Below are 24,815 nucleotides of genomic sequence, written 5' to 3'. Positions count from 1 at the left end.
GCGGGCTTCGGCGCCGAGGAATCCCCGGCCGGGGCGAATGCTCACGCCTCGGCGGTGTGCAGGAGCGCATCCAGGCGGAGGCGGGGCAGGTCGATGAGGCGGACGCCGAGGTCGGCGGGATCCTGGATCAGTCCCGTGACGCGTTGCCGGGCTTCCCTCTTGGTGAGGGTCGAGCCCGCACCGGCCGCGTCGGTGATGAGCGCCTCCCGCCAGGTGTTGCCGACCTTGCCGTGCGCGCGGTGCAGCAGGTCGTGAGCGACGCCCGTGGTGCGGGCCGGGGGATCGGCGAACACCACCGCGCAGGTCGGTTCCGGGCTGCTGCGGTGGAAGCGCACCGTGTACTTGGCCGCGATCAGCCCCGAAAGCGCACTCTGCGCGTGCTCGCTGGTGATGTCGGGGTGCCGGTTGCCGACCACGAAAGCGGCCCGCTCGGTGTTGCAGGCCAGCAGCATGCGCAGCAGCCACGGCCCCGGATCGGCCCGCAGGTCGAAGACGGGGAATTCCCGGTTTCCGTGCAGCGGCCGGTCCCAACCCGGTCGCTGCAGCTCCTGCACCGGTGTGCGCGTGAGCTCGCCCAGCTTCCGCAGGAAGTCCTCGCTCGGTGCCGCGGTGCCCGCCTCCACCGACTGGGGGCCGTGCGTGTAGATGGCCGCGGGCTGCCTGCCCGTCAGCTTCCGGGGTTGCGTGGTGGGCAGGCAGACGTAGAGATCGGCGGCGCTGCCGATGGCCTGGGCACCGTAGTAGCGGTGGAAGTCCGGCAGGACCGCCTCGAACACCATGCCCAACCGCAGGAGCTCCTGCTGGACCCGGTGACCGAGTGCGGGGCTCCGGTCGCTGAAGCCGTAGGCGAGGACGACGCGGCTGTTGGTGTCGGTCAGGCACTCGGCGGCGCGTGCGGTGAACAGGCCGACCCCTTCCGGGGTGTAGGGCGGATCGGTGAACACCAGATCGGCTGCACCCTTGACGGCCGGGGGCAGGCCGAACCGCAGATCGGCGTGCAACGTGTGGATGTGCAACCCGTACTCGGCGGCGATTCCGTCGATATGGGCCAGGACCCGCTCGTCGAGGTCGACCACCGTCACCTGTGCGGAGGGTTCGACGAGGCACACCGCCAGCGAGGTCAGGTCGTGGTCGCCGAGGAACAGGGTCCGTGCCCGGAGCAGGTCGTAGGTGTCCCGCAGCCACTCGGCACGGCGCAGCACCGTCTCCGGGGTGGCCGTCACGTGGTCGAGCGCGGTGGCGGGTGTGGGGCCCGAGTCGATGAACTCCCGGATACGGTCCTGCACGTCGGCGCCGCCGGGGCCAGCGTGCAGCTCGTCGAGTGCGAATCGGTCGCGATAGTGGCGTTGCACCGAGGGGATGAGCCGGTGGAGCCCACCTTCGGTATCGAGGTCGCTGCCCGCTGCCGCGAGGAGCTCTTCGACGGTGCGGCGGGGGACCGCGGGGGTGCGGATCAGCTCGTCGAAGGTGCGGGGCCCCTCGACGAGCAGTGCGAGTACCGCACGCAGGCGACGTGCACGAGCGCCTGCCGCGGCGAGGAGCGCGGCGACGGCCTCGATCGGCTCGGTGGCGGCGGAGTCGCCGGTGTTCCCGGACACCGCGGGTTCGGCCTGCGGTGTGTCGGCCGACGATCCCGTATCCCTCGGACTGCTCATGAGGCTTCCAGCTTAGGGTGTCGCCGAGGGGATCGCCGTCCGCCCGGTCCTACCGGGACTGTCGGATACCCGCCGGATCACGGTCCTCTCTCGCGCTTGCGCAGCGCTGCCGGCCCGGAGAGAGCGCCGACGCGACCGCGCACACCGGCCCGAGTGGACCGCACTCGAGTACTGTTCGTAGCACGCGTGCGCCGTATTACGTCGCATGTGCCGCCTGATCGGGTTAGGCTCGGTGCCGGTTTGGACGGTCGGCAAGTGACCGTCGGTGTTCAGCGAGGGGGCTCGGTGCTCGAGTTCCGGTCCGTGCGCAAGCAGTACGAGAACGGCACGGTGGCCGTGCAGGAGCTGAGCATGTCGGCCGAGACCGGCACGATCACGGTGCTGGTCGGACCGTCCGGATGCGGCAAGACCACGCTGATGCGCATGGTGAACCGGATGATCGAGCCGTCCTCCGGGGCCGTGCTCGTCGATGGGACCGACGTCCGGGAATTCGACGCGGCACGCCTGCGGCGCGGCATCGGCTACGTCATTCAGCAAGCCGGTCTGTTCCCGCATCGCACGGTCCTCGACAATGTCGCGACGGTGCCGTTGCTGTCCGGGTGCCGGCGGCGCGAGGCGCGGACGCGCGCCGCCGAACTGCTCGACCGGGTCGGCCTGCCCGCCGACCTGGGCAGGCGGTATCCGGCGCAGCTTTCCGGAGGGCAACAACAGCGTGTCGGGGTGGCCAGAGCCCTGGCGGCCGACCCGCCGGTGCTGCTCATGGACGAACCGTTCAGCGCGGTCGACCCGGTGGTGCGCGCGGGCCTGCAGGACGAGTTGCTGCGGCTGCAGGAGGAGTTGGGCAAGACCGTCCTGTTCGTCACCCACGACATCGACGAGGCCATCAAACTCGGCGAGAAGGTGGCGGTCCTGCGGCAGGGCGGTCACCTCGCGCAATACGCCGAGCCCGACGCGCTGCTCGCCGAACCCGCCGACGACTTCGTCACCTCGTTCGTGGGGCGCGACCGGGGATACCGGCGGCTGTCCTTCAGGGACTCCCGAAGGTTGCGGCCGGAAGCCACCGACACCGTCCACATCGGTGACACCAGTGCCGACGTGCCCAGCCGTGCCGGGTGGGTACTGGTGCTGGACGCGCACCGGCGTCCGCGCGGATGGCTGCCTCCCGAGGCCGCTGTGGACGGGCAGCTCACCGAGGACCAGCTCGTGGCAGGTGGCTCTCTTCACGTCGAGGGGACATCGCTGCGAGGAGCTCTCGACTCGGCGTTGTCCGCGCCATCCGGGCTGGGCGTGGTGGTCGACGGCGACGGCGGCTATGTCGGTGTGGTCACCGCGCGGCAGGTGCTCGACCTCATCGAGGAGCATCGCAGCTCGGTGACGGCCGAGGGTGTCGCCCCGTGATCGAGGAGCTGCTGCGCTTCTTCGCCAGCCCCGGCTATCGCGAGATGACGCTGACCCTGCTCGGTGAACACGTGTACCTGTCGCTGACACCGCTGGTCCTCGGTGCGCTGCTGGCACTGCCGCTCGGCAGGCTCGCTCAGCGGCATCACCGGCTGCGTGGCCCGATACTGGGAGCGGCGAGCGTCGTCTACACGATTCCGTCCCTGGCCCTGTTCGTGCTCATTCCCGGTGTGCTGGGCACACCGCTGCTGTCCCCGATCAACGTGATCATCGCGCTGGCGCTCTACACCGCCGCCCTGTTGATGCGGCCGGTGCTCGACGCGCTGGAGTCGGTGCCCGGCCATGTCACCGCGGCGGCGACGGCGATGGGGTACCGGCCGTGGCGGCGCTTCGTGGCGGTGGAGCTGCCGCTGGCGATTCCGGTACTCATCTCGGCCGTGCGGATGGCCTCGGTCAGCAACATCAGCCTGGTCAGCGTGGGCGCGTTGATCGGTATCGGTGGCCTGGGCGGGTTGTTCACCGACGGCTTCGAGCGGCGCTACATGGTCGAGATCCTGGTGGGTATCGTGCTGACCCTGCTGCTCGCGCTGGTGGTCGATCTGGTGCTGGTCGGGCTGCGGAAGCTGCTGACGCCGTGGTCCCGCGCGAGCAAGGTGGTGAGCGAGCCGTGATCGCGGACCTGCTCGCCTGGTTGACGAACCCGGAGCACTGGCGCGGCGCCGGGGGTGTGCCCGCGCAAACCCTGCTGCACCTGTACTACTGCGTGGTCTCGGTGGGAACCGCCATGCTCATCGCCGTTCCGCTCGGCCTCTACATCGGACATACCGGTCGTGGTGCGACCGCCGTGGTCGCCGTGAGCAATGCGATGCGTGCGCTGCCGACGCTCGGCCTGGTGACCATGTTGGTACTGATCTTCGGCCTCGGCGACACTCCCGCACTGGCCGGACTGGTGATCCTGGCGATCCCGGCGATCCTGGCCGGAACCTGTGCGGGAGTCGACAGCGTGCCTTCCGACATCGTCGATGCGGCCAGGGGAATGGGGATGACCTCGATCCAGCGGCTGTGGCGGGTGGAACTGCCGAACGCGTTGCCGTTGCTGATCGGGGGTGTCCGCAGCGCGATGCTGCAGGTGGTGGCCACGGCCACCGTGGCAGCCTACGTCAACCTGGGCGGCCTCGGCCGGATCCTGCTGGACGGCTTGGCCGTGGGGCACTACGAGCAGATGGCCGCCGCCGCGCTGTTCATCGCGCTGTTGGCTGTCGCGGTCGATCTCGTGCTGGCGGGGATCTCGCGGCTGGTGGTTCCGCGCGGTCTTGCCCTGGCCGCTGAAGCCAATCGTGACGGCAGTTGAGCAACCGCAGATCCGACAGGATTTCGAAGGAACGGGAGACGGGCATGAGACGTGTTTTCGCGCTGGGGCTCGCGCTGGTCGCGACGCTGACGCTGACCGGCTGTGGTTCGGGCGATCCGCTGGAGAGCGGATCGGGCTCGCAGGGTCCGATCGTGGTCGGCTCCGCCGACTTCGCCGAGAGCGAGCTGCTGATGGAGATCTATGCCGAAGCGTTGCGCTCCACCGGCGCCGAGGTGCGGACGAAGGGACGCATCGGAGCCCGCGAGGTCTACGTCAAGGCGGTGCGCCAGGGTGAGCTGAGCGTCATTCCGGACTACACCGGCAACCTGCTGAAGTACGTGAACGAGAAGGCGCAGGCCACCAAGTCCCAGCCGGTCTACGACGCCCTGAAGCAGTCTCTGCCGCCGCAACTGGGTGTCCTGCAGTACTCCCCGGCCGAGGACTCCGATGTGCTGACGGTGACCGCCGAAACGGCCGCCTCCGGGCTGCGGTCGATGGCCGATCTCGGCCCCCGCTGTGGTGAGCTCGTGCTGGGTGCGCCCGCCGAGTGGAAGGTGCGGTGGAAGGACCGCATCGCCGAGGTCTACGGCTGCACTTTCTCCGAGATCCGCGAGTTGCAGGCGGGCAGCGTCACGGTGGATGCCCTGCTCGGTGGTGAGGTTCAGGTGGCGAACCTGTTCAGCACCTCGGCGGCGATCGATCGCAACAATCTGGTCAAGCTCGCGGATCCGAAGAACATGTTCCCGGCGCAGAACGTCGTGCCGCTGGTGCACCGGGGAGATCTGAACCGGCAGCAGACCGACGCGCTCAACCGGGTTTCGCAGGCGCTGACGACCACGAAGCTCGCCGAGCTCAACAAGCGTCTGATGGTCGACAAGGCCAATCCGGCGGATCTGGCGAAGACGTTCGTCACCGGGGTGGGCGTGTAGCCTCATCTGTCTGAAATGGCAGACGGAGTTGTCGTGGCCGCGCTTTCGGTGCGGAGGTCGCTGCGGTGATATGGGGGCATGCCACACAGCTCCCGTCCGGACACGGTGCACCCGCAGCAGGTGGGTCCGGAGCCCCTGACGCTGGAACAGGTCGCCGCAGTCGCCCGCGGCCGTCGCGGGGTCCGGCTCACCGAATCCGCCGAGCAGGGCATCGGCGCTACCCGCAAGCACATCGACGCACTGGCCGCCGCCGAGAAACCCACCTACGGGGTCTCCACCGGTTTCGGCGCGCTGGCGGTCCGCCACATCCCGGCCGATCGCCGGGTCGCGCTGCAGCAGTCCTTCGTGCGCTCGCACGCGGCAGGCGCGGGTGCGCCCGTCGAACCCGAGGTCGTGCGCGCGCTGATGCTGCTGCGCCTGCACACGATCGCCACCGGCCACACCGGCGTCCGGCCGGAAACGGCACACGCGCTGGCGGCACTGCTCAACTCGGGCATCGTTCCGCTCGTGCACGAGTACGGCTCCCTGGGCTGCTCGGGTGATCTGGCGCCGCTGGCCGCCGTGGCACTGACCCTGACCGGCGAGGGGGACGTCCTCGACCCGTCGGGGCAGCTCCGGCCTGCCGCCGAGGCGCTGGCCGGCGCCGGGATCGAACCGGTCGTGCTGGCCGAGAAGGAAGGGCTGGCGCTGACCAACGGCACTGACGGCATGCTCGGCATGCTGATACTGGCGCTGCACGATCTGGCCGCACTGCTCGACGTGGCCGATGTGACCGCGGCGATGAGCGTCGAAGCGCTGCTGGGCACCGACCGCGCGTTCGCCGCGGACCTGCAGGACTTGCGGCCCCATCCCGGCCAGGCGCACTCGGCGGCCAGGATGCACGCGCTGCTGGCCGACTCGGCGATCGTGGCCAGCCATCGCGGACCCGACTGCAACCGGGTGCAGGACGCGTACTCGCTGCGCTGCGCCCCGCAGGTGCACGGTTCCGCCAGGGACACCACCGCCCACGCCGGAACCGTGGCCGAGCGGGAACTCGCCGCGGCCATCGACAACCCGGTGGTGCTCGGTGACGGCAGGGTGGAATCCAACGGCAACTTCCACGGTGCGCCGCTGGCGCACGTGCTCGACTTCCTGGCCGTCCCGCTGACCGATGTGGCGAGCATGGCCGAACGCCGCACCGACCGGATGCTCGACGTCGCCCGCTCGCACGGCCTGCCCGCGTTCCTGGCCGACGACCCCGGCGTCGATTCCGGCTACATGATCGCGCACTACACCCAGGCCGGGGTGGTGACCGAGCTCAAGCGCCTGGCCGTGCCCGCCTCGGTGGATTCCATCCCGACGAGCGCGATGCAGGAGGACCACGTCTCGATGGGGTGGTCGGCGGCACGCAAGCTGCGCCGGGCCGTGGACGGGCTGACCACGGCCCTGGCGGTCGAGCTGCTCGCGGCTGCGCGGGCGCTGGACCTGCGTGCCCCGCTGCGGCCGGCACCGGCCACCGGGGCTGTCCGTGCCCTGCTGCGCGAGCGGGTCGACGGTCCCGGCCCCGATCGGCACGTGGCTCCGGAAATCGCCGCGGCCGAAGAACTGATCCGTTCCGGCGCCGTGCACGAGGTGCTCGGGCGCTTCGACGTTCCGACCGGGGGGTGGTCCTCGTGAGCACCGGAGCCAGGCCCGTGCGCGCGGCGCGCGGCACCGAGCCGACCGCCCGCAGCTGGAGTACCGAGGCTCCGCTGCGGATGCTGCACAACAACCTCGACCCGGAGGTCGCCGAACGTCCCGACGACCTCGTCGTCTACGGCGGCACCGGCAAGGCAGCCAGGGACTGGGCGAGTTTCGACGCGATCACCCGGGAACTGACCACTCTGGGAGAGGACGAGACGCTGCTGGTGCAGTCCGGCAAACCCGTCGGAGTCCTGCGTACCCACGAGTGGGCGCCGCGGGTGCTCATCGCGAACTCGAACCTCGTCGGTGACTGGGCGAACTGGCCCGAGTTCCGCCGTCTCGACGCGCTCGGCCTGATGATGTACGGGCAGATGACCGCGGGCTCGTGGATCTACATCGGCACCCAGGGCATCCTGCAGGGAACCTACGAGACCTTCGGTGCCGTCGCCGAACGGCGCTTCGGCGGCAGCCTCGCGGGAACGCTGACCATCACCGCGGGACTCGGCGGTATGGGCGGTGCCCAGCCGCTGGCCGTGACGATGAACGGCGGGGTGGCCCTGGTCGTCGAGTGCGACGCCGACCGCGCGCACCGCCGCCTCCGGCACGCCTATCTCGACGAGGTGGCGGGCAGCCTCGACGAGGCCGTCGAGAAGGCCACGGCAGCCAAGGCGCAGCGCAGGGCGTACTCGGTTGCCGTCATCGGCAATGCCGCCGACGTGCTGCCGGAACTGCTGCGGCGGGGAGTGGCCGCCGACATCATCACCGACCAGACCTCCGCGCACGACCCGCTGTCCTACCTGCCCTCCGGGGTCGCGGTGCGGGACTGGCACGACTACGCGGCGCGCAAGCCGGACGAGTTCACCAACCGGGCCCGGGATTCCATGGCCGAGCACGTCGCGGCGATGGTCGGCTTTCTGGACGAGGGCGCGGAGGTGTTCGACTACGGCAACTCGCTGCGCGGCGAGGCCCTGGCGGCGGGCTACGAGCGCGCCTTCGACTATCCGGGGTTCGTGCCCGCCTACATCCGGCCGCTGTTCTGCGAGGGCAAGGGGCCGTTCCGCTGGGCGGCACTGTCCGGCGACCCGGCCGACATCGCGGCGACGGACCGGGCCGTGCTCGACATGTTCGGCGACGACGACCACCTGGCGCGCTGGATCCGGCTGGCCGGCGAGAAGGTCTCTTTCCAGGGACTTCCGGCGCGGATCTGCTGGCTCGGCTACGGTCAGCGCCATCTCGCGGGGCAGCGGTTCAACGACATGGTGGCCTCCGGCGAGCTGAGCGCACCCGTGGTGCTCGGCCGGGACCACCTGGACTGCGGGTCGGTGGCCTCGCCGTACCGCGAGACCGAGGGCATGGCCGACTCCTCGGACGCCGTCGCCGACTGGCCGCTGCTCAACGCCCTGGTCAACACCGCTTCGGGGGCGACGTGGGTGTCGCTGCACCACGGCGGTGGTGTCGGGATGGGGCGTTCGCTGCACGCCGGGCAGGTCACGGTGGCCGACGGCACGGCGCTGGCGCGGCAGAAGCTGGAGCGGGTGCTGACCAACGATCCCGGCACGGGCGTGATCCGCCACGTCGACGCGGGCTACGGCCGTGCGCGTGAGGTGGCCACCGAGCGCGGCGTCCACGTGCCCGGGCTCGCGAGCACGCAGGAGTGAGCATGGCGACGGCGAGCGAACTGCTGTCGGCGATCGACGACCTCGGCGCCGACCGCACACGCGGTGGCTTCTCGCGGCACGTCCTCGACCGTGCCGAGCAGGAGCTGCGGGAGTGGTTCACCGAGCAGGCCCGCCTGCGGGGGTTGCAGGTCACCACCGACGCGAACGCGAACCTGTGGGCCTGGTGGGGCGAGCCCGGCCCGGACGCGGTGGTGACCGGCAGCCACCTCGACTCCGTGCCCGGCGGTGGCGCCTTCGACGGCCCGCTCGGCGTGGTGAGCGCATTGGCGGCGCTGGATCTGTTGCGGGCCCGGGGATTCACCCCTCGGCGTCCGCTGGCCGTGGTGGTCTTCGCCGAGGAGGAGGGCGGCCGGTTCGGTGTGCCGTGCCTGGGGTCGCGCCTGCTGACCGGCACGATCGACCCGGACAGGGCCCGCGCGCTTCGCGATCCCGACGGGGTGAGCTTCGCCGAGGCGATGCGTTCGGCAGGCATGGAGCCGGAACGTGCCGGGCGCGACGATGCCGCCCTGGAGCGGATCGGGCGGTTCGTGGAGCTGCACGTGGAGCAGGGACGCGGGCTGATCGACCTGCAGCGCCCGGTCGGGGTGGCCTCATCGATCCTGTCCCACGGCCGGTGGCGGTTCCGGATCACCGGCCAGGGCAACCACGCCGGGGCGACGCCGATGGGCGACCGGCGGGATCCCATGCTGCCCTCCTCCCGGCTCGTTCTCGCGGCACGCGATGCCGCGCGGGACGTCGACGGTGCGCGGGCGACCGTGGGCCGGCTCGTCCCGAATCCCGGCGGCACCAACGTCGTCGCGTCCTCGGTGGACATGTGGCTGGATGCGCGTTCGCCTGCGGATGCGGCGACGCGCGGGCTCGTGGCGGAGCTTTCCGGGCTGGCCGAGAAGTACGCGGCCGAGGAGGGGTGCCGGGTGGAGATCTCCGAGGAGTCCTATGCGGACACGGCCCACTTCGACGCGGGGCTGCGGGAGGAGCTCGCGACACTGCTCGGCGATGCTCCCGTCCTGCCCACCGGGGCCGGCCACGATGCCGGGATCCTCGCCGCGCACACCCCCGCGGCGATGCTGTTCGTCCGCAACCCCACCGGGGTGAGCCACGCGCCGCAGGAGCACGCCGAACCCGAGGACTGCGAGGCCGGTGTGACCGCGCTCGCTCGCACCCTCGAACACCTGGCGGGCGGAAGACCTCCGGAGCACTCGGCGACCTCTCTGCAGCGGGAGTGAGGATTTCCCATGGCCAGCACCGTGATCACCGGAATCGGCGAGCTCACGACGAATGCCGAGGAGACGGGTACACGCACCGGCGCGGCGCTGGTGCTCGACGGGGACCGGGTCGCCTGGGTCGGCCCCGAAGCCGAGGCACCGGAGGCCGACACGCGCGTCGACGTCGGAGGCCGCGCGGTGCTGCCGGGCTGGGTCGACAGCCACACCCATCTGCTCTTCGCCGGGGACCGCACGTCCGAGTTCGCCGCGCGCATGGCGGGGGAGCCTTACCGAGCCGGCGGTATCGCGGTGACGGTCGAGGAGACCCGGGCGGCCACGGACGTCGAACTCGCCGAGAACCTGCGCCGGCATGTCGCCGAGGCCGTGGCACAGGGCACGACGTGTCTCGAGACGAAGACCGGCTACGGGCTCACCGTCGCCGACGAGCTGCGTGCGGCGAAACTCGCCGCCACCGAGGTCGACGAGGTGACCTTCCTCGGTGCGCACCTGGTGCCGCCGGGGCAGGACGCCGATGACTACGTCGATCTCGTGTGCGGCGAGATGCTCGACGCGCTCGCCCCGCATGCGGGCTGGTGCGATGTGTTCTGCGAGCAGGGTGCTTTCGGTGCCGAGCAGTCCCGGCGGGTGCTGCAGGCCGCCGCGAAGCGGGGACTGGGGCTGCGGGTGCACGGCAACCAGCTGGGGCCGGGGCCCGGAGCTCGCCTGGCGGTCGAACTCGGCGCGGCGAGCGTGGACCACTGCACCCACCTCGAGCGCTCCGACGTCGAGGCGCTGGCGGATTCGGACACGGTCGCCACGCTGCTGCCCGCCTGCGACCTGTCCACCCGCCAGCCGCTGCCCGACGCTCGCGCCCTGCTCGATGCCGGGGTGACCGTGGCGCTGGCGTCGAACTGCAACCCGGGCTCTTCCTACACCTCTTCCATGGCTTTCTGCGTGACCACGGCGGTGCTGCAGATGCGGATGAGTGTCGACGAGGCCGTCCGCGCGGCGACCTGGGGCGGGGCCAGGGCGCTGCGCCGGGAGGAAGGCGACGGGGCGGTCGGTGTGCTGTGTCCGGGTGCTCGGGCGGACGTGCACGTGCTCGATGCGCCGAGCGCGGCGTGGCTGGCCTATCGTCCCGGCGTCCCGTTGACCCACGCCGTCTGGCGCGCGGGGACGCGCTGCACATGATGTCTGCGGAAAGCTCCGAGTGCTCCCTACCAGGCTTTTCCGAATGCGTCCCGGGCTTGCGTCACCAACGTGTCGAGCAGGGTGCGCAGCAGCGGGTGCTCTTCGCGCCCGTGCTGCACGGCCGCGAAGACGCGGCGCGTCGGGGCGTTGTCCGTCAGCGGCCGCACCTGTGCGCCGTGCTCGGTGGGGATGGCGGTGCGGGGCACGAGCGCGACCCCGGTGCCTGCCGTGACCAGGGCCACCACGGCGTGGAAGTCGTCCGAGGTGTGGGTGATGTGCGGGATGAATCCGGCGTTCTCGCAGCAGGTCCGAGTCACCGCGCGGCAGGGATTGCCGGGTAGCGGCACGATCCAGTCGGATTCGCGCAGGTCGTCCAGCGCGATGTCCGCGGACTCGCCCAGCGGGTGCCCTGGCGGCAGGACGGCGTCGAACGGCTCCGCGTACAGCGGGTAGCGGATCAGCCTGTCGCCGTCGGCCTGCAGCGTGGAGCCGTACTCCATCGAGATCGCGACGTCGACCTCCCCGGCCAGCAGCAACCGCAGGCTGTCGTGCGCCTCGGCGTCGCGGACCAGCACGTTCACCCCGGGGGCGCGCTCGCGCAGTGCCGCGATCGACGGGGCGACGACCTGCGTGATCGCCGAGGCGAACGAGGCCACCTCGACCTGGCCGACGGTGCCCGCGGCGCAGGCGGCCAGGCTTGCTTCGGCACGTTCCAGCTCGGCCAGCACCGCCTTGGCGTGCTGGGCCAGCAGCTCGCCCGCGGCCGTCAGGCGCACCCGGCGGCCGCGGCGGGCCAGCAACGGCTGCCCGGCCTCGCTCTCCAACGCGTTCAACTGCTGCGAGACCGCCGAGGGAGTGAGGTACAGCGCCTCGGCGGCCGCGCGCACGGTTCCGTGGTCGGCGAGCGCGCGCAGCACCTGCAGCCGACGTGGGTCGATCACCCGGTCAGGGTACCCATCCTGTCGCGTGCGCGGACGAACGCCGAGACCGCTCGCTCGATGTCGGCGTGCGAGTGTGCCGCCGACATCTGCGTGCGGATACGTGCCTTGCCGTGCGGCACCACGGGATAGGAGAAGCCGATGACGTAGATGCCCTCGTCGAGCAGCAGCTCGGCCATCCGCGCGGCCTCGGCCGCGTCACCGATCATCACGGGAATGATCGGGTGGTCACCGGGCAGCAGGTCGAACCCCTCCTCGGACATGCGGCGGCGGAACAGCTCGCTGTTGCTGCGCAGCTGTTCCCGCAGCCCGGGTTCGGAGCCCACCAGGTCGAGAGCGGCCAGCGAGGCGGCCACGATCGGTGGTGCCAGCGAGTTCGAGAACAGGTAGGGCCGCGAGCGTTGCCGCAGCAGCTCGACGATTTCCGCGCGGGCGGAGACGTAGCCACCGCTGGCGCCGCCGAGCGCCTTGCCGAGCGTGCCGGTGTTCACGTCCACCCGGTCGGTGACGCCGAACAGTTCCGGCGTTCCCGCACCGGTCGGCCCGGTGAAGCCGACCGCGTGCGAGTCGTCGACCATGACCATGGCCTCGTGCCGTTCGGCGAGGTCGCAGATCTCGTCCAGCGGGGCGAGATAGCCGTCCATGGAGAACACGCCGTCGGTGACGATCAGCCGGTGCCGCGCACCCGCGGTCTCTTCGAGCTGCTGCTCCAGGTCGGCCATGTCCCTGTTGCGGTACCGGGTGCGGCGGGCCTTGGACAGCCGGATGCCGTCGATGATGCTGGCGTGGTTGAGCTCGTCGGAGATCACGGCATCCTGCTCGTCCAGCAGCGTCTCGAACAGACCGCCGTTGGCGTCGAAGCAGGAGCTGTACAGGATCGTGTCCCCGGTGCCCAGGAATTCCGTCAGCCGCTGTTCCAGCTGCTTGTGCGGGGTCTGGGTTCCGCAGATGAACCGGACCGAGGCCATGCCCAGCCCCCGGTCGTCGAGGGCTTCCTTGGCCGCGTCCAGCAGCGCCGGGTGATCGGCCAGCCCCAGGTAGTTGTTGGCGCAGAAGTTGAGCAGCTCGCCGTTGCCGCTCGAGCCGCTCACCTGCACGCGCGCGCTCTGCGGCGAGTCGAGAACCCGCTCGTGCTTGTACAGGCCCTGCGCACGGATCTCGTCGAGCCGGGCACGCAGGTCCTCGGCCACGGTACCGAACATTACTTGTCCACCGTCCAATCCAGAACGACCTTGCCGCAGCGGCCGCCGCGCGCCGTGTCGAACGCATCGGCGTGCTCGGTGTAGGGGAACCGGTGTGTGATCACCGGGGAGAGGTCCAGGCCGGCCTGCAGCAGCACCGACATCGAGTACCACGTCTCGAACATCTCGCGGCCGTAGATGCCCTTGATCGTGAGCATCTTCAGCACCACCGAGGACCAGTCGACCGGGAACTCCTCGGCGGGCAGGCCCAGCATCGCGATGTGGCCCCCGTGGGTCATGTTGGCGATCATCTCCCGCAACGCCGAGGCCTGTCCGGACAGCTCCATGCCGACGTCGAAGCCCTCGTCCATCCCGAGCTGTCGCTGCGCGTCGGCAATCGTGTGCTCCGCGACGTTGAGGGCCAGGTCGACGCCGAACCGACGTGCCAGTTCCAGCCGGTGCTCGCTGACGTCGGTGATCACGACGTTGCGGGCGCCGGCGTGCTGGGCCACCCCGGCGGCCATCAGGCCGATCGGCCCGGCGCCGGTGATGAGCACGTCCTCGCCGAGCACGGGGAAGCTCAGCGCGGTGTGCACCGCGTTGCCGAACGGGTCGAAGATCGCGGCGACGTCCGGGTCGACGTCGTGGCGATGCACCCAGAGGTTGTGCTCGGGCAGGACCGCGTACTCGGCGAAGGCGCCGTGGTGGTGCACGCCGATGCCCCGGGTGTGGGCGCACAGGTGGCGCCTGCCCGCCCGGCAGTTGCGGCAGTCGCCGCACACCAGGTGGCCCTCGCCGCTGACGAAATCGCCGGGGCGGACCTTGTCCACCGCCGTGCCGACCTCGACGACCTCCCCGGCGAACTCGTGCCCGACGACCAGCGGTGTCGGCACGGTCCGCGCGGCCCAGTCGTCCCAGGACGCGATGTGCAGGTCGGTGCCGCAGATCCCGGTTCGCAGGACGCGGACGACGGCCTCGCCGGGGCCCGGTGCCGGGTCGGGAACCTCGGTGAGCTCCAACCCCGGCGCGGGCGATCCCTTGACCAGCGCTCGCACGCTGCCTCCCTTCTCGGCGAAAGTCCCGTTCCCGGTGGTGACCGGTGGGATTGCCGCCGCAGAGTCTGGGGCGCGCGGGCCTGCCGGGTCCATCACGACTTTCTGCACTGGCTGGTTAGCGCCGCTGCACAGCGCCGGCGACGAGCCGCGATCCCGCCGCACGGCGCGCTGCCCCGCGGGGGAACGAGAGACCAGCGAAGGCCGGCGGTGCGAAGCTGGGGCCGGTCCGGGCGAAGCTCGCACCGGCCCCGACGATGCTCAGGCGGTCCCGAGCCGGCGCCCGCGCACGCCGTAAGTGGCCAGCAGCTGTGCCGGACGAACCGTGCGGTGTCGTTCGACGGCCAGGCAGCTGACGCCCAGTCCGAGCAGTGCCCAGACCGCCAGGAGCGCGACCGCGCCGCCCGAGGGAGCGGATCCTGCGGTCGCCACGGCGCGCAGCGCATCCAGCGCGGGGCCGGTGGGCAGCGCCGCCGCGAGCTGCTGCAGCACGGCCGGCACCGCCGAAACGAACCCGTTGGCAACAACGACCAGTGCGACCAGCATCGACACGAAGCGTCCCGCACCGCCGAGCGCGGCTGCCAGCGCATGGTTGACGGTGGTGAAGGCAACGGCGGCCAGCGCGGCGATGCCGGTGGTCACCACCCAGGCGTCGAGCGAGAGCCCCCGGGCCCAGCCGAGCACCGCGGCCACCAGCACACCCTGCGCGATCGCGATGCCGACGGGCAGTGCGAAGTTCCGCAGCGTCAGCACGAGGGACGAGCGGGTCGACTCCAGCGCCCGCGCAGGCACGGGTCGCAGCACCAGGAACGTCGCCAGCGCACCCACCCACAGGGCCAGCACCGCGTACATCGGCAGGCCGGTGCCTCCGACCTCCACCTTCGTCCCGTTCGAGGTCGTGATCGGGTCGGCCACGGTGTCGGCGAGGGTCTGCCGCTGCTTCTCCGGGTAGGTGGGCAGCTGCTCCGTGGCCTGCTTCAGCCCGGAGGACAGTTCACCGGAGCCGTTGCTGAGCTGCTCGGCGCCGTCGGCGAGCTTGCCGATCCCGCCCGAGAGCTGTTCGGCACCGTCGGCGAGCTCGGTGGCGCCGCCGTGGGTCTGCGAGGTCCCGCCGTGCAGCTGTTCGGCGCCGTCGGCGAGCTTGCCGATCCCCTTGGTGAGCTCGGGGGTGCGCCCGGCCATCTTCTCCAGCCCGCCTGCGATGCCGGTGCTGGCCTTCCCGACCTGACCTGCGCCCTCGTCGAGCTTCTTGGCGATCGCTGCCTGCACCGCGATCTTGTTGCACAGCGGAACGATTCCGGGCGGGCACTGCTTCTGCATCTCCTGAAGGTTGCCTGCCAGGGTGCTCAGACCTTTCGAGAGCTGCTGCACGCCCTTCGATTCCTTGGCGGCGGCGTCGGCGAGCGTGCTCGCCTGCTGCGGCAGCTGTGCGGTCTGCTCGTGCAGTTGCTTCAGACCGCCTGCCAGCTGTGCCGCGCCGTTTTCCAGCTCGCCCAGTCCCCCGGCGAGTTCCTGCGATCCCCGGGCGAGCTGCTCGGCGCCGCCGGAGAGCTCACCGATGCCGGACGCCAGCTGCTCGGCGCCGTCGGCGAGCGAGGACGCGCCCGTGGAGGCCTCGCCGAGCCGGTCGCCGAGCGTGTTGAACCCGACGAGGACGTTGTCCAGGTAGGTCGTGGTGACCTGCTGCCCCAGCAGATCGGCGGCCGTGCTGGTCACGTACCGGTTGATCGCCTCGTCGGCGAACCGGCTGCGCTCGCCGGTGGTGACGTCGATCCGGGCCTGCCGCGCCTGCGCGGGATCGCGGGAGAACGAGGTGGCCGCCGCCGAGAAGTTCTTCGGAATCGTCACCACCGCGACGTACTTGCCACTGCGCAGGCCCTCCTCGGCCGTCTTGTCCGTGGCGAACTCCCACGAGTAGTTGCTTTGGATCTCGTCGCCGACGAGTTTCCCGGCCAGCTGCCTGCCCAGCGGGACGAGCCGGCCGTCCACCTTCACCGGTTCGTCGTGGTTGACCACGGCGGCCTCGACGTCGGTGAGCCGTTCCTCCGCGCCGCCCAGCGACCAGCTCAGCAGGCCCGCGATCGTCAGGGGCACGAGCAGCAGTCCGAGCACCGGAAGGAGGCGCCGGCGGACCGGGAAGCGCCGATCGCCGTCGGCGCGGGATCGTGTCCTGTTCGTCAGTGAGCTCACGGGGTGTACCTCCGCTTCGTTAGCGCGTCGCACCGGACAGGTCCGGTACGTCGTCGCGGATGTCGGAGAGGGTGGCGGGGCGGTCCGAAGGAAGCAGTTCGCGCACCTGTGACGAACCGGTGGTTCCGGTGATCACGGTGAGCGTGCTCGCGGAATCGGCCAACAGCCGCCGGACCGACTCCCGTTCGGACGGGGACGGAATCCGGTCGGTCCGGTCGAGAACCAGCAGCTCGGGGGATTCACCGATGGCCCGGCGCACTGCGGCGGCTCCGTCGGAGCCCACGTCGACGTAGGCGACCCGGGAGCGCACCGAGGAGGCCCGGGTGGGCAGTGCGAAACCGAGAACCTTCAGCTTGCCGCCGTCGGGCTTGAGCCGACCGGCCAGAGTCAACAGCAGCGCGGTGACCGAGGACTCCTCCGCGCCCCGCACGACGTGCGCCGTGCCCGCCGTCACGGTGAAACCGACGTCGGTGTACACCCGCTGCCCGGAAGCCGGGTCGACCAGCGACAGTTCCGCGCAGGCCACCGCGTCCGTCGAGTCGGGCCGGGGCCATTCGGCGAGTTCCAGCTCCTCGCGCAGGTTCTCGCCCTCGACGTCGAACGACGGCAGGATCCGATCCAGGTACTGCGGCATCCACCACGCCCGCTCGCCCAGCAGGGCCAGCACCGCGGGCACCAGCGTCATCCGTACGACGAACGCATCGACGAAGACGCCGACGGCCAGGCCGAGGGCGATGGGTTTGAGGTTCGCGTCGCCTTGCGGAACGAAGGCCGCGAACACCGCGAACATGATCACCGCAGCGGCGGTGACCACCTTCGCCGAGGACACGAACCCGGTGTGGATGCTGCTGTGCGCGTCCCCGGTGCGCACGTACTCCTCCCGGATCCGGGAGACCAGGAAGACTTCGTAGTCCATCGCCAGCCCGAACAGCACCCCCATCAGCACGATGGGCATGAAACTGATCACCGGCCCGGTGGCGGCGACGTTGAGGAACTCGGCGAAGTAGCCGTCCTGGAACACCAGCGCGATGACGCCCAGCGAGACTCCGATGCTGAGCAGGTAGCCCAGCGCTGCCTTGATCGGCACTGCGATCGATCGGAACACCATCGCCAGCAGCACCAGCGACAGGCCGACCACCACGACGCCGAACGGCAGCAGTGCCTCGCCCAACTTCTCGGACACGTCGATGCCCAAGGCGGTGAACCCGGTGACCGAGATGTCGACGCCGTAGGTCTGCTGGAAGTGCTCGTCCAGCGCGCGGATCCGCTCGACCAGTTGCTTGGTCTGCTCCGAGTCGGGGGCTCCTTCCGGAATGACCTGGATGATGCCGGTGGTGGCGTCGGGATCCGGGGTGGCCATCGGCACCTCGGCGACCCCGTCGAGTCGCTCGATCTCGCTTTTCAGGTCCTCCATCAGCTGCAGCGGATCGGTGCTGGTGACGATGTTTCCGGTCACCAGCAGGGGGCCGTTGTAACCGGGGCCCAGGTGTTCGGAGACGAGGTCGTAGGTGATCCGCGCCGGTTCGTCCTTCGGCAGCGCACCCGCGTCCGGCAGGGCCAGGCGGAGACCGGCGGCGGGAGCGGTGACCAGGCCGAGGGCGGCCACCACGGCGAGCACGGTCGCCAGCGGGAAGCGGGTCGCCGCGCGGACCCAGCCGGCGAAGAACCGTTCGGAGGGGGCGTTTCGCGTGGTCGCCCGCAGTCGGCGGCGGGACCGGTCGCGGGGGCGCAGCCGCTGCCCGGCGAAGCCCAGCAGCGCCGGGATGAGCGTGAGCGAGACCAGCACGGCCAGCCCCACGGCGAGGGTCGCCGCCAATCCCATGGTGGTGAGGAACGGGATTCCGGCCACCCCGAGTCCGACCAGCGCGATCATGACGGTGATCCCGGCGAAGATCACCGCCGAGCCCGCCGTGGCGACCGACCGCGCCGCGGCCTCGCGCGGTGGGACGCCGTCGGCCAGTTCCTGCTGGTGGCGGGAGACGATGAACAGCGCGTAGTCGATGCCCACGGCCAGTCCCAGCATCAGCGCCAGCAGTGGTGTTGTGGCCATGACCTGTGTGAACGCGGTGGCCAGGAAGATCAGGGCGACCGAGACACCGACGCCGATCAGCGCGTTCACCAGCGGCATCCCGGCGGCCAGGAACGAGCCGAGAGTGATCGTCAGCACGATCACGGCGAAGATCAGCCCCAGCGCTTCCACGATGCTCGCGCCCGGAATCTCCTGGCTGAACAGCGGGCCACCGTGGGAGGCCCGGGCATCGGCGGGCAGCCGCTGGTCGAGCGATCGGGTGATCTCGGCGAGCCGGTCCTTGGTGCTCTGGTCGATGGCGGACGTTTGACCGTGGAGCTGGACGGCCACGAGGGCCGCGTCACCGTCGTCACTGACCGTGCCGCCGAACTGCTCGTTGTAGGGGGAGACGGCCGAGGCGACCGCCTCCATCGCGGACAGCTCGTCGACGGCCTGCCGAACGGGTTCCTCGACGGCCGGGTCGTGCACGTCGCCCTCGCCGGGGGAGACCACGATGATCTGCGCGGACGCCCCGCTGGTTTCCGGGAAGGTGATCGCCAGCCGGTCCAGTGCCTCCTGGGATTCGGTGCCCGGGATGGTCACGGTGTTGTTCAGGCCGTTGTTGAAAGCCAGGGCCAAACCGCCGGTGGCGACGAGGACGAGCATCCAGAGGACGAGGACGGTTTTCCGAGCGGTGTAGGCCGCTCGACCGAGTGAGTAGAGGAACGAGGACACGCCACACTCCTGTCGCCGGAACGGGGGAGGCGGATACAACACCGTATCCGATACGAGAACGTATCTGATACAGATTCGTATCGCGATACAGGGGTGTATCCGCTTAGGATGGCGGAGCGGCGAGGACGGTGCGCCGGTGTTGGTGCGCACCGCCCCGTCCGGTGGGAAGGAAAAGTCATGGTGCAGGCGACCGGGAAGGACCCCGCGGCGCAGAGTGCTGCGGGGTGTGCCGCGAGTCAGGGCGGCGGCCGTGAAACCGCACGTCGAGCCAAGACGCGCGAGCGGCTCATGGACGCCGCATACCGGATTTTCTCCGAACAGGGCATCAACGGAGCCTCCATCGAGACGATCACCGACGAGGCCGGATTCACCCGAGGCGCCTTCTACTCCAACTTCGCGAGCAAGACCGAGCTGTTCTTCGCCCTGACCGAGCGGGAGAACCGCACACGGCTGGAGAGACTGCGGCAGCGGTTCGACAGCGTCGTCGAGCCGCTCGGGCGCACCCGGGACAAGCCCAGCCGGGAGTTCTTCGAGGGGGTGATCGCCGACCTGCTCAGCACGCAGCCGGACACCCGGCAGTGGTGCCTCATGCTCGGCGAGTTCCGGCTACTGGCCATGCGCGATCCCGAGGTCGCGCCGCGGTTCCTCGAGAGTGCGCGCACCTTCCGTCAGCAGCTCGCCGAGTTGCTCGAAGCCACGGCCCGCTCGCTCGGCCTGCGCTTCGTCATCGATTCGGTGCACCTGACCCGGCTGCTGATCGACCAGTACGAGTCCGCGATGCAGGAGACGATCCTGTCCGGTGCCGCCGACCCGGAGAACGCCACCCGCGAAACGATCATGCACACGCTGCCGACGCTGTTGCACAGCCTGACCGAAGTGGTCGACAGCAGCGCCGAAGCCGGAGCGAACAGCGCCGAAGCATGAGCCCCCGTGAACCCGCGGGTGCGTACCGGTCGCTCAGGGCTCCTCGCCCGAGGTGAGATCCTCGTTGTCATCGAGATCGTCGGTGTCGTCGCGGGCCAGGAAGGTCGCCAGCCGCTCGACGACGTTCTCGAACTCGGGGTTGAGATCGACGAAGGCGCGCATCCGGTCGGCGACCCAGGTCAGGGTCACCTCCTCATCGCCGCGCCGCTCTTCCAGTTCCTCCAGGCCACGGTCGGTGAAGTACACCGCTTCCTCCGATACGTCCTCGTCCTTGCTCTCCAGTAGCCTACGGATGGCGCGATGGGGAGCGCGCGTTCCCTCCGGGGAACAGGCAGGAATCTCGCGACCGGACTGCGAGTCAATGGTGATATCGCGGAAACTGCTTCTCGAAGGCGCCGATCCCGTGGTGACCAGCGAGCTGACACGACTCGAGTTCGCTTCCGCCGTGACCGCAGCCCATCGTGATCACCGGCTTTCCGACCCGACCGGTGTTCTCGCCCGGTTCGACTGGGACTGCCGCGACGAAGGAGCGTTCACATTTCTGCGCATGAACACCCGGACGATCATGCCCGCAGCGCGGCAGCTGGTGACCACCCACCGGCTCCGGAGCCCGGACGCCCTGCACCTCGCCACGGCACTGCAGGACGCGATCCCGCTCGCGGGAGGGGAGCAGGTGGCGATGGTGACGCGGGATCAGCGTCAGGCCACCGCGGCACGGGAACACGGGCTCACCGTGCTGTGAACGCCGTCCTCTTCCTGCCGGGGTGACTTCTCCGCCGACAGAAAGCGGGCCGCCGGTCCCCGCGGGAACCGGCGGCCCGCCTCTGATCCGGGCCGAACGGATCAGTCGTCGAAGGCGCCCTGCACGACCTCGGCCTGCTCGACCTCGTGCACCTTGGCCAGCCCCGTGGCCGGGGCCGCCATCTGCCTGCGGGACACCCGCTTGATGCCGGCGAAGCGCGAGTCCAGCTCGGGCAGCGCCAGACCCAGGAACGGCCAGGCACCCTGGTTGCCCGGTTCCTCCTGGACCCACCGGATGTCGGTGGCGTTCGGGTAGCGGTCCAGCAGCCTGCCGAGCTTGCGATGCGGCAGCGGGTAGAGCTGCTCCAGGCGCACCACGGCGGTGTCGGTCAGCTCCCGCGTGCGCTTCTCGTTGGCCAGCTCGTAGTAGAGCTTGCCGGTGCACAGCAGCAGCTTGCGCACGTTCTGCGGGTCGGGCTCGGCCGGATCGTCGATCACCGAGGTGAACTTGCCGTTGGTGAAGTGCTCGACCGGGCTGGTCGCGTCCTTCAGGCGCAGCATCGACTTCGGGGTGAACACGATCAGCGGGCGGTCGATCCCGTCCAGCGCGTGCCTGCGCAGCAGGTGGAAGTGGTTCGCCGGAGTGGAGGGCATCGCCACCGTCATGGACCCCTCGGCGCACAGCTGCAGCCACCGCTCGATGCGGGCCGACGAGTGGTCGGGCCCCTGACCCTCGTGGCCGTGCGGCAGCAGCATCACCACATCGGAGCGCTGCCCCCACTTGGCCTCGCCGGAGGAGATGAACTCGTCGATGATCGACTGCGCACCGTTGAAGAAGTCGCCGAACTGCGCCTCCCACAGCACCATCGCATCGGGGTGGGCCACCGAGTAGCCGTACTCGAAGCCCACGGCGGCGAACTCCGACAGCGCCGAGTCGTAGGTCAGGAACTTGGCCTGGTTCTCCGTCAGGTTCTGCAGCGGGGTGTACTCGGTGCCGGTCTTGCGGTCGATGACCACCGCGTGCCGCTGGCCGAACGTGCCGCGACGGGTGTCCTGACCGGTCAGCCGGACCGGGTATCCACCCGTGGCCAGGGAGCCGAGCGCGAGCAGCTCACCGAAGGCCCAGTCGATACCGCCTTCCCGACCCATCTTGGCGCGCCGTTCCAGCACCGGCTTGACCCGCGAGTGCGGGGTGAAGCCCTCGGGAAGGTTGACGTGCGCATCGGCGATGTGCTGGACCATCTCCGCGGAGATGCTGGTGTCCAGCTTGGCCGGGATCTGCTGCTCGGACTCCACCGAGGGACTCGGCTCCGGTGGGTGCTTCTCCAGCTCGCGGACCTCGTTGAACACGTGCTCGAGCTGGTTGGCGTAGTCCTTGAGCGCCTTCTCGGCCTCTTCCATGGTGATGTCGCCGCGCCCGATCAACGCCTCGGTGTAGGTCTTGCGGACGCTGCGCATCTTGTCGATCGCGTCGTACATGGCCGGCTGGGTCATCGACGGGTCGTCACCCTCGTTGTGACCGCGACGCCGGTAGCAGACCATGTCGATGACCACGTCCTTGCCGAAGCGTTGCCGGTACTCGACGGCCAGCTTGGCCACCCAGACGCAGGCCTCGGGGTCGTCGCCGTTGACGTGGAACACCGGCGAGCCGGTCATCTTGGCCACGTCGGTGGAGTACTTGCCGGAACGCCCGTGTTCCGGACCCGTGGTGTAGCCCACCTGGTTGTTCACGATCACGTGCACGGTGCCGCCGGTGCGGTAGCCGCGCAGCAGGGACAGGTTCAGCGTTTCGGCCACCACGCCCTGTCCCGCGAAGGCGGCGTCACCGTGCAGCAGCACCGGCAGGACGGTGAAGCCCTCCTGCCCCTTGTCCAGGATGTCCTGCTTGGCCCGGACGATGCCCTCCAGGACCGGGTCCACGGCCTCCAGGTGAGAGGGGTTGGAGGTCAGCGACACCTTGGTCTCGCCGTCGCCGAACATCCGGAAGTACTTGCCCTCGGCACCGAGGTGGTACTTGACATCACCGGAGCCGTGCGCCTGACCGGGGTCGAGATTGCCCTCGAACTCGCGGAAGATCTGCGAGATCGGCTTGTCGACGATGTTGGCCAGCACGTTGAGCCTGCCCCGGTGGGGCATGCCGACGACGACCTCGTCCATCTCGGCCGCGGCCGAGGAGTCCAGCACCGCGTCCAGCAGTGCGACCACCGTCTCCGCGCCCTCCAGCGAGAATCGCTTCTGCCCGACGTACTTCGTCTGCAGGAACGTCTCGAACGCCTCGGCGGCGTTGAGCTTGGACAGAATGTACTTCTGCTCGGAGGGGTCCGGCTTGGCGTGCGGCTTCTCGACCCGGTTCTGCAGCCACTCCCGCTCGTCGGGCTCGAGGATGTGCATGTACTCCACACCGACCGTGCGGCAGTAGGAGTCGCGCAGCACCCCGAGCACGTCGCGCAACTTCATGCGCTCCTGGCCGGCGAAACCACCGACGGGGAACTCCCGGTCCAGATCCCACAGCGTGAGGCTGTGCGACAGGACGTCGAGGTCCTCGTGACGCCGCTGCCGGTAGTTGAGCGGGTCGATGTCGGCCATCAGGTGGCCACGGGTGCGGTAGGCGTCGATGAGCTCCAGCACGCGGGCGGCCTTGTCGACCGTCCCCTCGGGGATGTCCTGCGTCCAGCGCACCGGCTCGTAGGGGATGCGCAGGGAGGCGAAGATGTCGTCGAAGAACCCGTGCTCGCCGAGCAGCAGCTCGTGCATCCGGCGCAGGAACTCGCCGGACTCGGCCCCCTGGATGACCCGGTGGTCATAGGTGGAGGTCAGCGTCACGATCTTGCTGACCCCCATGTCGATGAGGGTCTTCTCGCTGGCTCCCTGGAACTCGGCGGGGTAGTCCATCGCGCCGACACCGATGATCGCGCTCTGGCCCGCGGTGAGCCGGGGCACCGAGTGGTTGGTGCCGCTGGGGCCGGGGTTGGTCAGCGAGATCGTCGTCCCGGCGAAGTCCTCCGCGGTCAGCGTGTTGTTCCGCGCCTTGCGGATGATGTCCTCGTAGGCGTGCCAGAACTGCTGGAAGGTCATCTCCTCGCAGCCCTTGATGGAGGCCACCACGAGGTTGCGTGAGCCGTCCTTGCCCGGCATGTCGATGGCCAGGCCGAGGTTGACGTGCTCCGGCGTGATCGCCGCGGGCTTGCCCTTGTCGTCCTGGCCGTAGTGGCGGTTCATGTTCGGGAATTCCTTCAGCGCCCGGACCAGCGCGTAGCCGATCAGGTGGGTGAAGGAAATCTTGCCGCCCTTGTGCCGCTTCAGGTGGTTGTTGATGACGATGCGGTTGTCGAACAACAGCTTCGCCGGGACGGCGCGCACACTGGTCGCGGTCGGCACCGTCAGCGACTGCTCCATGTTCTTGGCGATCGCCGCGGCGGGCCCACGCAGTGTCTTGCTCTCCTCGCCCGCTTTCTCCTCCTTGACGGGGGTGGCCTTGGCGGCCTGCTGCGGCGAGGGCTTGGAAGCCTGCTGGGAGTCGGCCGGCTTCTGCTTGTCCGCCGGTGGGGTCTTCGGCTGGGTGGTGGGGGCACTCGTGACGCCTGCGCCGGTCTTGTTCGTGCCGGCCTCGCCGGTGCCGGTCGCCGCCCCACCCGAGCCGACCTGGCCGTTGCTTTCGGTGGCGCGGGAGGCGGTGGTCGCGGTCATCGGTGCTGCTGCAGTGCCCGAAGCCGCTGTAGCGGAGGCTTCGGTGGCTGCCTGGCCCGGCTTGTAGTCGGCGAAGAATTCGTGCCACGCCGAGTCTACCGAGGAAGGGTTGTTGAGGAACTGCTCGTACATCTCCTCGATCAACCACTCATTGGGGCCGAACTGTGACGCAGGACTGCTGCTGGACACGGCTGGCGTTCGCCTCAATCCATCTGCTCGTGATTTACAGACACTCGCATACCAGGCTAACCGGCCGTCCCGGTGAACCGGCACGCAGTGCACCCGGCAA

At 70.0% G+C, this 24,815-nt stretch carries 18 protein-coding genes; 10 read left to right on the top strand and 8 right to left on the bottom strand.

The genetic code is table 11. The features are described from left to right. Positions 1–41: 41 nt before the first annotated feature. Positions 42–1,655, bottom strand: a complete 1,614-nt coding sequence (locus DFQ14_RS07915) for a bis-aminopropyl spermidine synthase family protein (RefSeq protein ID WP_114452440.1) — start codon at positions 1,653–1,655, stop codon at positions 42–44. Between the two features lie 285 nt (positions 1,656–1,940). Here DFQ14_RS07915 and DFQ14_RS07910 point away from each other — a divergent pair, with 285 nt between their 5' ends. The 8 genes from DFQ14_RS07910 (at position 1,941) to hutI (ending at position 11,070) form a co-directional block, all read left to right on the top strand. Continuing rightward, positions 1,941–3,053: an ABC transporter ATP-binding protein gene (locus tag DFQ14_RS07910; RefSeq protein WP_114452439.1), complete on the top strand. Its 1,113-nt coding sequence runs from the start codon at positions 1,941–1,943 to the stop codon at positions 3,051–3,053. Beyond that, positions 3,050–3,724, top strand: a complete 675-nt coding sequence (locus DFQ14_RS07905; RefSeq protein ID WP_170206385.1) for an ABC transporter permease — start codon at positions 3,050–3,052, stop codon at positions 3,722–3,724. The genes DFQ14_RS07910 and DFQ14_RS07905 overlap by 4 nt, the downstream gene beginning before the upstream one ends. Further along, positions 3,721–4,404 carry an ABC transporter permease gene (locus DFQ14_RS07900; RefSeq protein WP_114452499.1) on the top strand — a complete coding sequence of 228 codons (684 nt, stop codon included), beginning with the start codon at positions 3,721–3,723 and terminating at the stop codon, positions 4,402–4,404. Before DFQ14_RS07905 ends, DFQ14_RS07900 begins: the two co-directional genes overlap by 4 nt. A 44-nt stretch (positions 4,405–4,448) precedes the next feature. After that, positions 4,449–5,333, top strand: coding sequence for a glycine betaine ABC transporter substrate-binding protein (locus DFQ14_RS07895; RefSeq protein WP_114452438.1), 885 nt, complete (start codon positions 4,449–4,451; stop codon positions 5,331–5,333). Between the two features lie 78 nt (positions 5,334–5,411). Further along, positions 5,412–6,989, top strand: coding sequence for a histidine ammonia-lyase (gene hutH / locus DFQ14_RS07890; protein WP_114452437.1), 1,578 nt, complete (start codon positions 5,412–5,414; stop codon positions 6,987–6,989). Continuing rightward, on the top strand, positions 6,986–8,653 hold the full coding sequence (gene hutU / locus DFQ14_RS07885; protein WP_114452498.1) for a urocanate hydratase: 1,668 nt from the start codon (positions 6,986–6,988) through the stop codon (positions 8,651–8,653). The genes hutH and hutU overlap by 4 nt, the downstream gene beginning before the upstream one ends. A 2-nt stretch (positions 8,654–8,655) precedes the next feature. After that, positions 8,656–9,900 carry an allantoate amidohydrolase gene (locus tag DFQ14_RS07880; protein ID WP_114452436.1) on the top strand — a complete coding sequence of 415 codons (1,245 nt, stop codon included), beginning with the start codon at positions 8,656–8,658 and terminating at the stop codon, positions 9,898–9,900. A 9-nt stretch (positions 9,901–9,909) separates the two neighbouring features. Beyond that, a complete protein-coding gene (hutI, locus tag DFQ14_RS07875; RefSeq protein ID WP_114452435.1) occupies positions 9,910–11,070 on the top strand; it encodes an imidazolonepropionase in 1,161 nt (386 codons plus the stop codon). 26 nt (positions 11,071–11,096) lie between these two features. On the opposite strand, the gene DFQ14_RS07870 is transcribed toward hutI, so the two are convergent. From DFQ14_RS07870 to DFQ14_RS07850, 5 genes are all read right to left on the bottom strand, one after another. After that, positions 11,097–12,011, bottom strand: a complete 915-nt coding sequence (locus tag DFQ14_RS07870) for a LysR family transcriptional regulator (protein ID WP_114452434.1) — start codon at positions 12,009–12,011, stop codon at positions 11,097–11,099. Further along, positions 12,008–13,210, bottom strand: a complete 1,203-nt coding sequence (locus DFQ14_RS07865) for a glycine C-acetyltransferase (protein ID WP_114452433.1) — start codon at positions 13,208–13,210, stop codon at positions 12,008–12,010. The genes DFQ14_RS07870 and DFQ14_RS07865 overlap by 4 nt, the downstream gene beginning before the upstream one ends. After that, the gene (gene tdh, locus DFQ14_RS07860) at positions 13,210–14,244 is read right to left on the bottom strand and encodes an L-threonine 3-dehydrogenase (RefSeq protein ID WP_114452432.1); all 1,035 of its coding nucleotides are present in this window, start codon (positions 14,242–14,244) and stop codon (positions 13,210–13,212) included. Before tdh ends, DFQ14_RS07865 begins: the two co-directional genes overlap by 1 nt. Positions 14,245–14,502: 258 nt before the next feature. Then, positions 14,503–16,431: a YhgE/Pip family protein gene (locus DFQ14_RS07855; RefSeq protein WP_246195778.1), complete on the bottom strand. Its 1,929-nt coding sequence runs from the start codon at positions 16,429–16,431 to the stop codon at positions 14,503–14,505. A 19-nt stretch (positions 16,432–16,450) separates the two neighbouring features. After that, positions 16,451–19,174 carry an efflux RND transporter permease subunit gene (locus DFQ14_RS07850; RefSeq protein ID WP_114452431.1) on the bottom strand — a complete coding sequence of 908 codons (2,724 nt, stop codon included), beginning with the start codon at positions 19,172–19,174 and terminating at the stop codon, positions 16,451–16,453. Between the two features lie 177 nt (positions 19,175–19,351). Here DFQ14_RS07850 and DFQ14_RS07845 point away from each other — a divergent pair, with 177 nt between their 5' ends. Then, positions 19,352–20,098 carry a TetR/AcrR family transcriptional regulator gene (locus DFQ14_RS07845; RefSeq protein ID WP_114452430.1) on the top strand — a complete coding sequence of 249 codons (747 nt, stop codon included), beginning with the start codon at positions 19,352–19,354 and terminating at the stop codon, positions 20,096–20,098. A gap of 33 nt (positions 20,099–20,131) precedes the next feature. On the opposite strand, the gene DFQ14_RS07840 is transcribed toward DFQ14_RS07845, so the two are convergent. Further along, positions 20,132–20,344: a DUF6104 family protein gene (locus DFQ14_RS07840; protein ID WP_114452429.1), complete on the bottom strand. Its 213-nt coding sequence runs from the start codon at positions 20,342–20,344 to the stop codon at positions 20,132–20,134. A gap of 115 nt (positions 20,345–20,459) precedes the next feature. Here DFQ14_RS07840 and DFQ14_RS07835 point away from each other — a divergent pair, with 115 nt between their 5' ends. Continuing rightward, positions 20,460–20,840 carry a type II toxin-antitoxin system VapC family toxin gene (locus DFQ14_RS07835; protein ID WP_246195777.1) on the top strand — a complete coding sequence of 127 codons (381 nt, stop codon included), beginning with the start codon at positions 20,460–20,462 and terminating at the stop codon, positions 20,838–20,840. A 101-nt stretch (positions 20,841–20,941) separates the two neighbouring features. On the opposite strand, the gene DFQ14_RS07830 is transcribed toward DFQ14_RS07835, so the two are convergent. Next, positions 20,942–24,715, bottom strand: coding sequence for a multifunctional oxoglutarate decarboxylase/oxoglutarate dehydrogenase thiamine pyrophosphate-binding subunit/dihydrolipoyllysine-residue succinyltransferase subunit (locus tag DFQ14_RS07830; protein WP_114452427.1), 3,774 nt, complete (start codon positions 24,713–24,715; stop codon positions 20,942–20,944). Positions 24,716–24,815: the final 100 nt, after the last annotated feature.

It is taken from the genome of Halopolyspora algeriensis (assembly GCF_003337235.1).
Classification (GTDB): Bacteria; Actinomycetota; Actinomycetes; order Mycobacteriales; family Pseudonocardiaceae; genus Haloactinomyces; species Haloactinomyces algeriensis.
This window is presented reverse-complemented; position numbering and strand designations above follow the sequence as displayed.

What these genes read in the sequence shown, in the direction of transcription:
- hutH (WP_114452437.1), top strand. Translation starts at nt 5,412, where the DNA reads ATGCCACACAGCTCCCGTCCGGACACGGTGCACCCGCAGCAGGTGGGT.
- DFQ14_RS07895 (WP_114452438.1), top strand. Translation starts at nt 4,449, where the DNA reads ATGAGACGTGTTTTCGCGCTGGGGCTCGCGCTGGTCGCGACGCTGACG.
- DFQ14_RS07845 (WP_114452430.1), top strand. Translation starts at nt 19,352, where the DNA reads ATGGTGCAGGCGACCGGGAAGGACCCCGCGGCGCAGAGTGCTGCGGGG.
- DFQ14_RS07915 (WP_114452440.1), bottom strand. Translation starts at nt 1,655, where the DNA reads ATGAGCAGTCCGAGGGATACGGGATCGTCGGCCGACACACCGCAGGCC.
- DFQ14_RS07865 (WP_114452433.1), bottom strand. Translation starts at nt 13,210, where the DNA reads ATGTTCGGTACCGTGGCCGAGGACCTGCGTGCCCGGCTCGACGAGATC.
- DFQ14_RS07835 (WP_246195777.1), top strand. Translation starts at nt 20,460, where the DNA reads ATGGTGATATCGCGGAAACTGCTTCTCGAAGGCGCCGATCCCGTGGTG.
- hutI (WP_114452435.1), top strand. Translation starts at nt 9,910, where the DNA reads ATGGCCAGCACCGTGATCACCGGAATCGGCGAGCTCACGACGAATGCC.
- DFQ14_RS07880 (WP_114452436.1), top strand. Translation starts at nt 8,656, where the DNA reads ATGGCGACGGCGAGCGAACTGCTGTCGGCGATCGACGACCTCGGCGCC.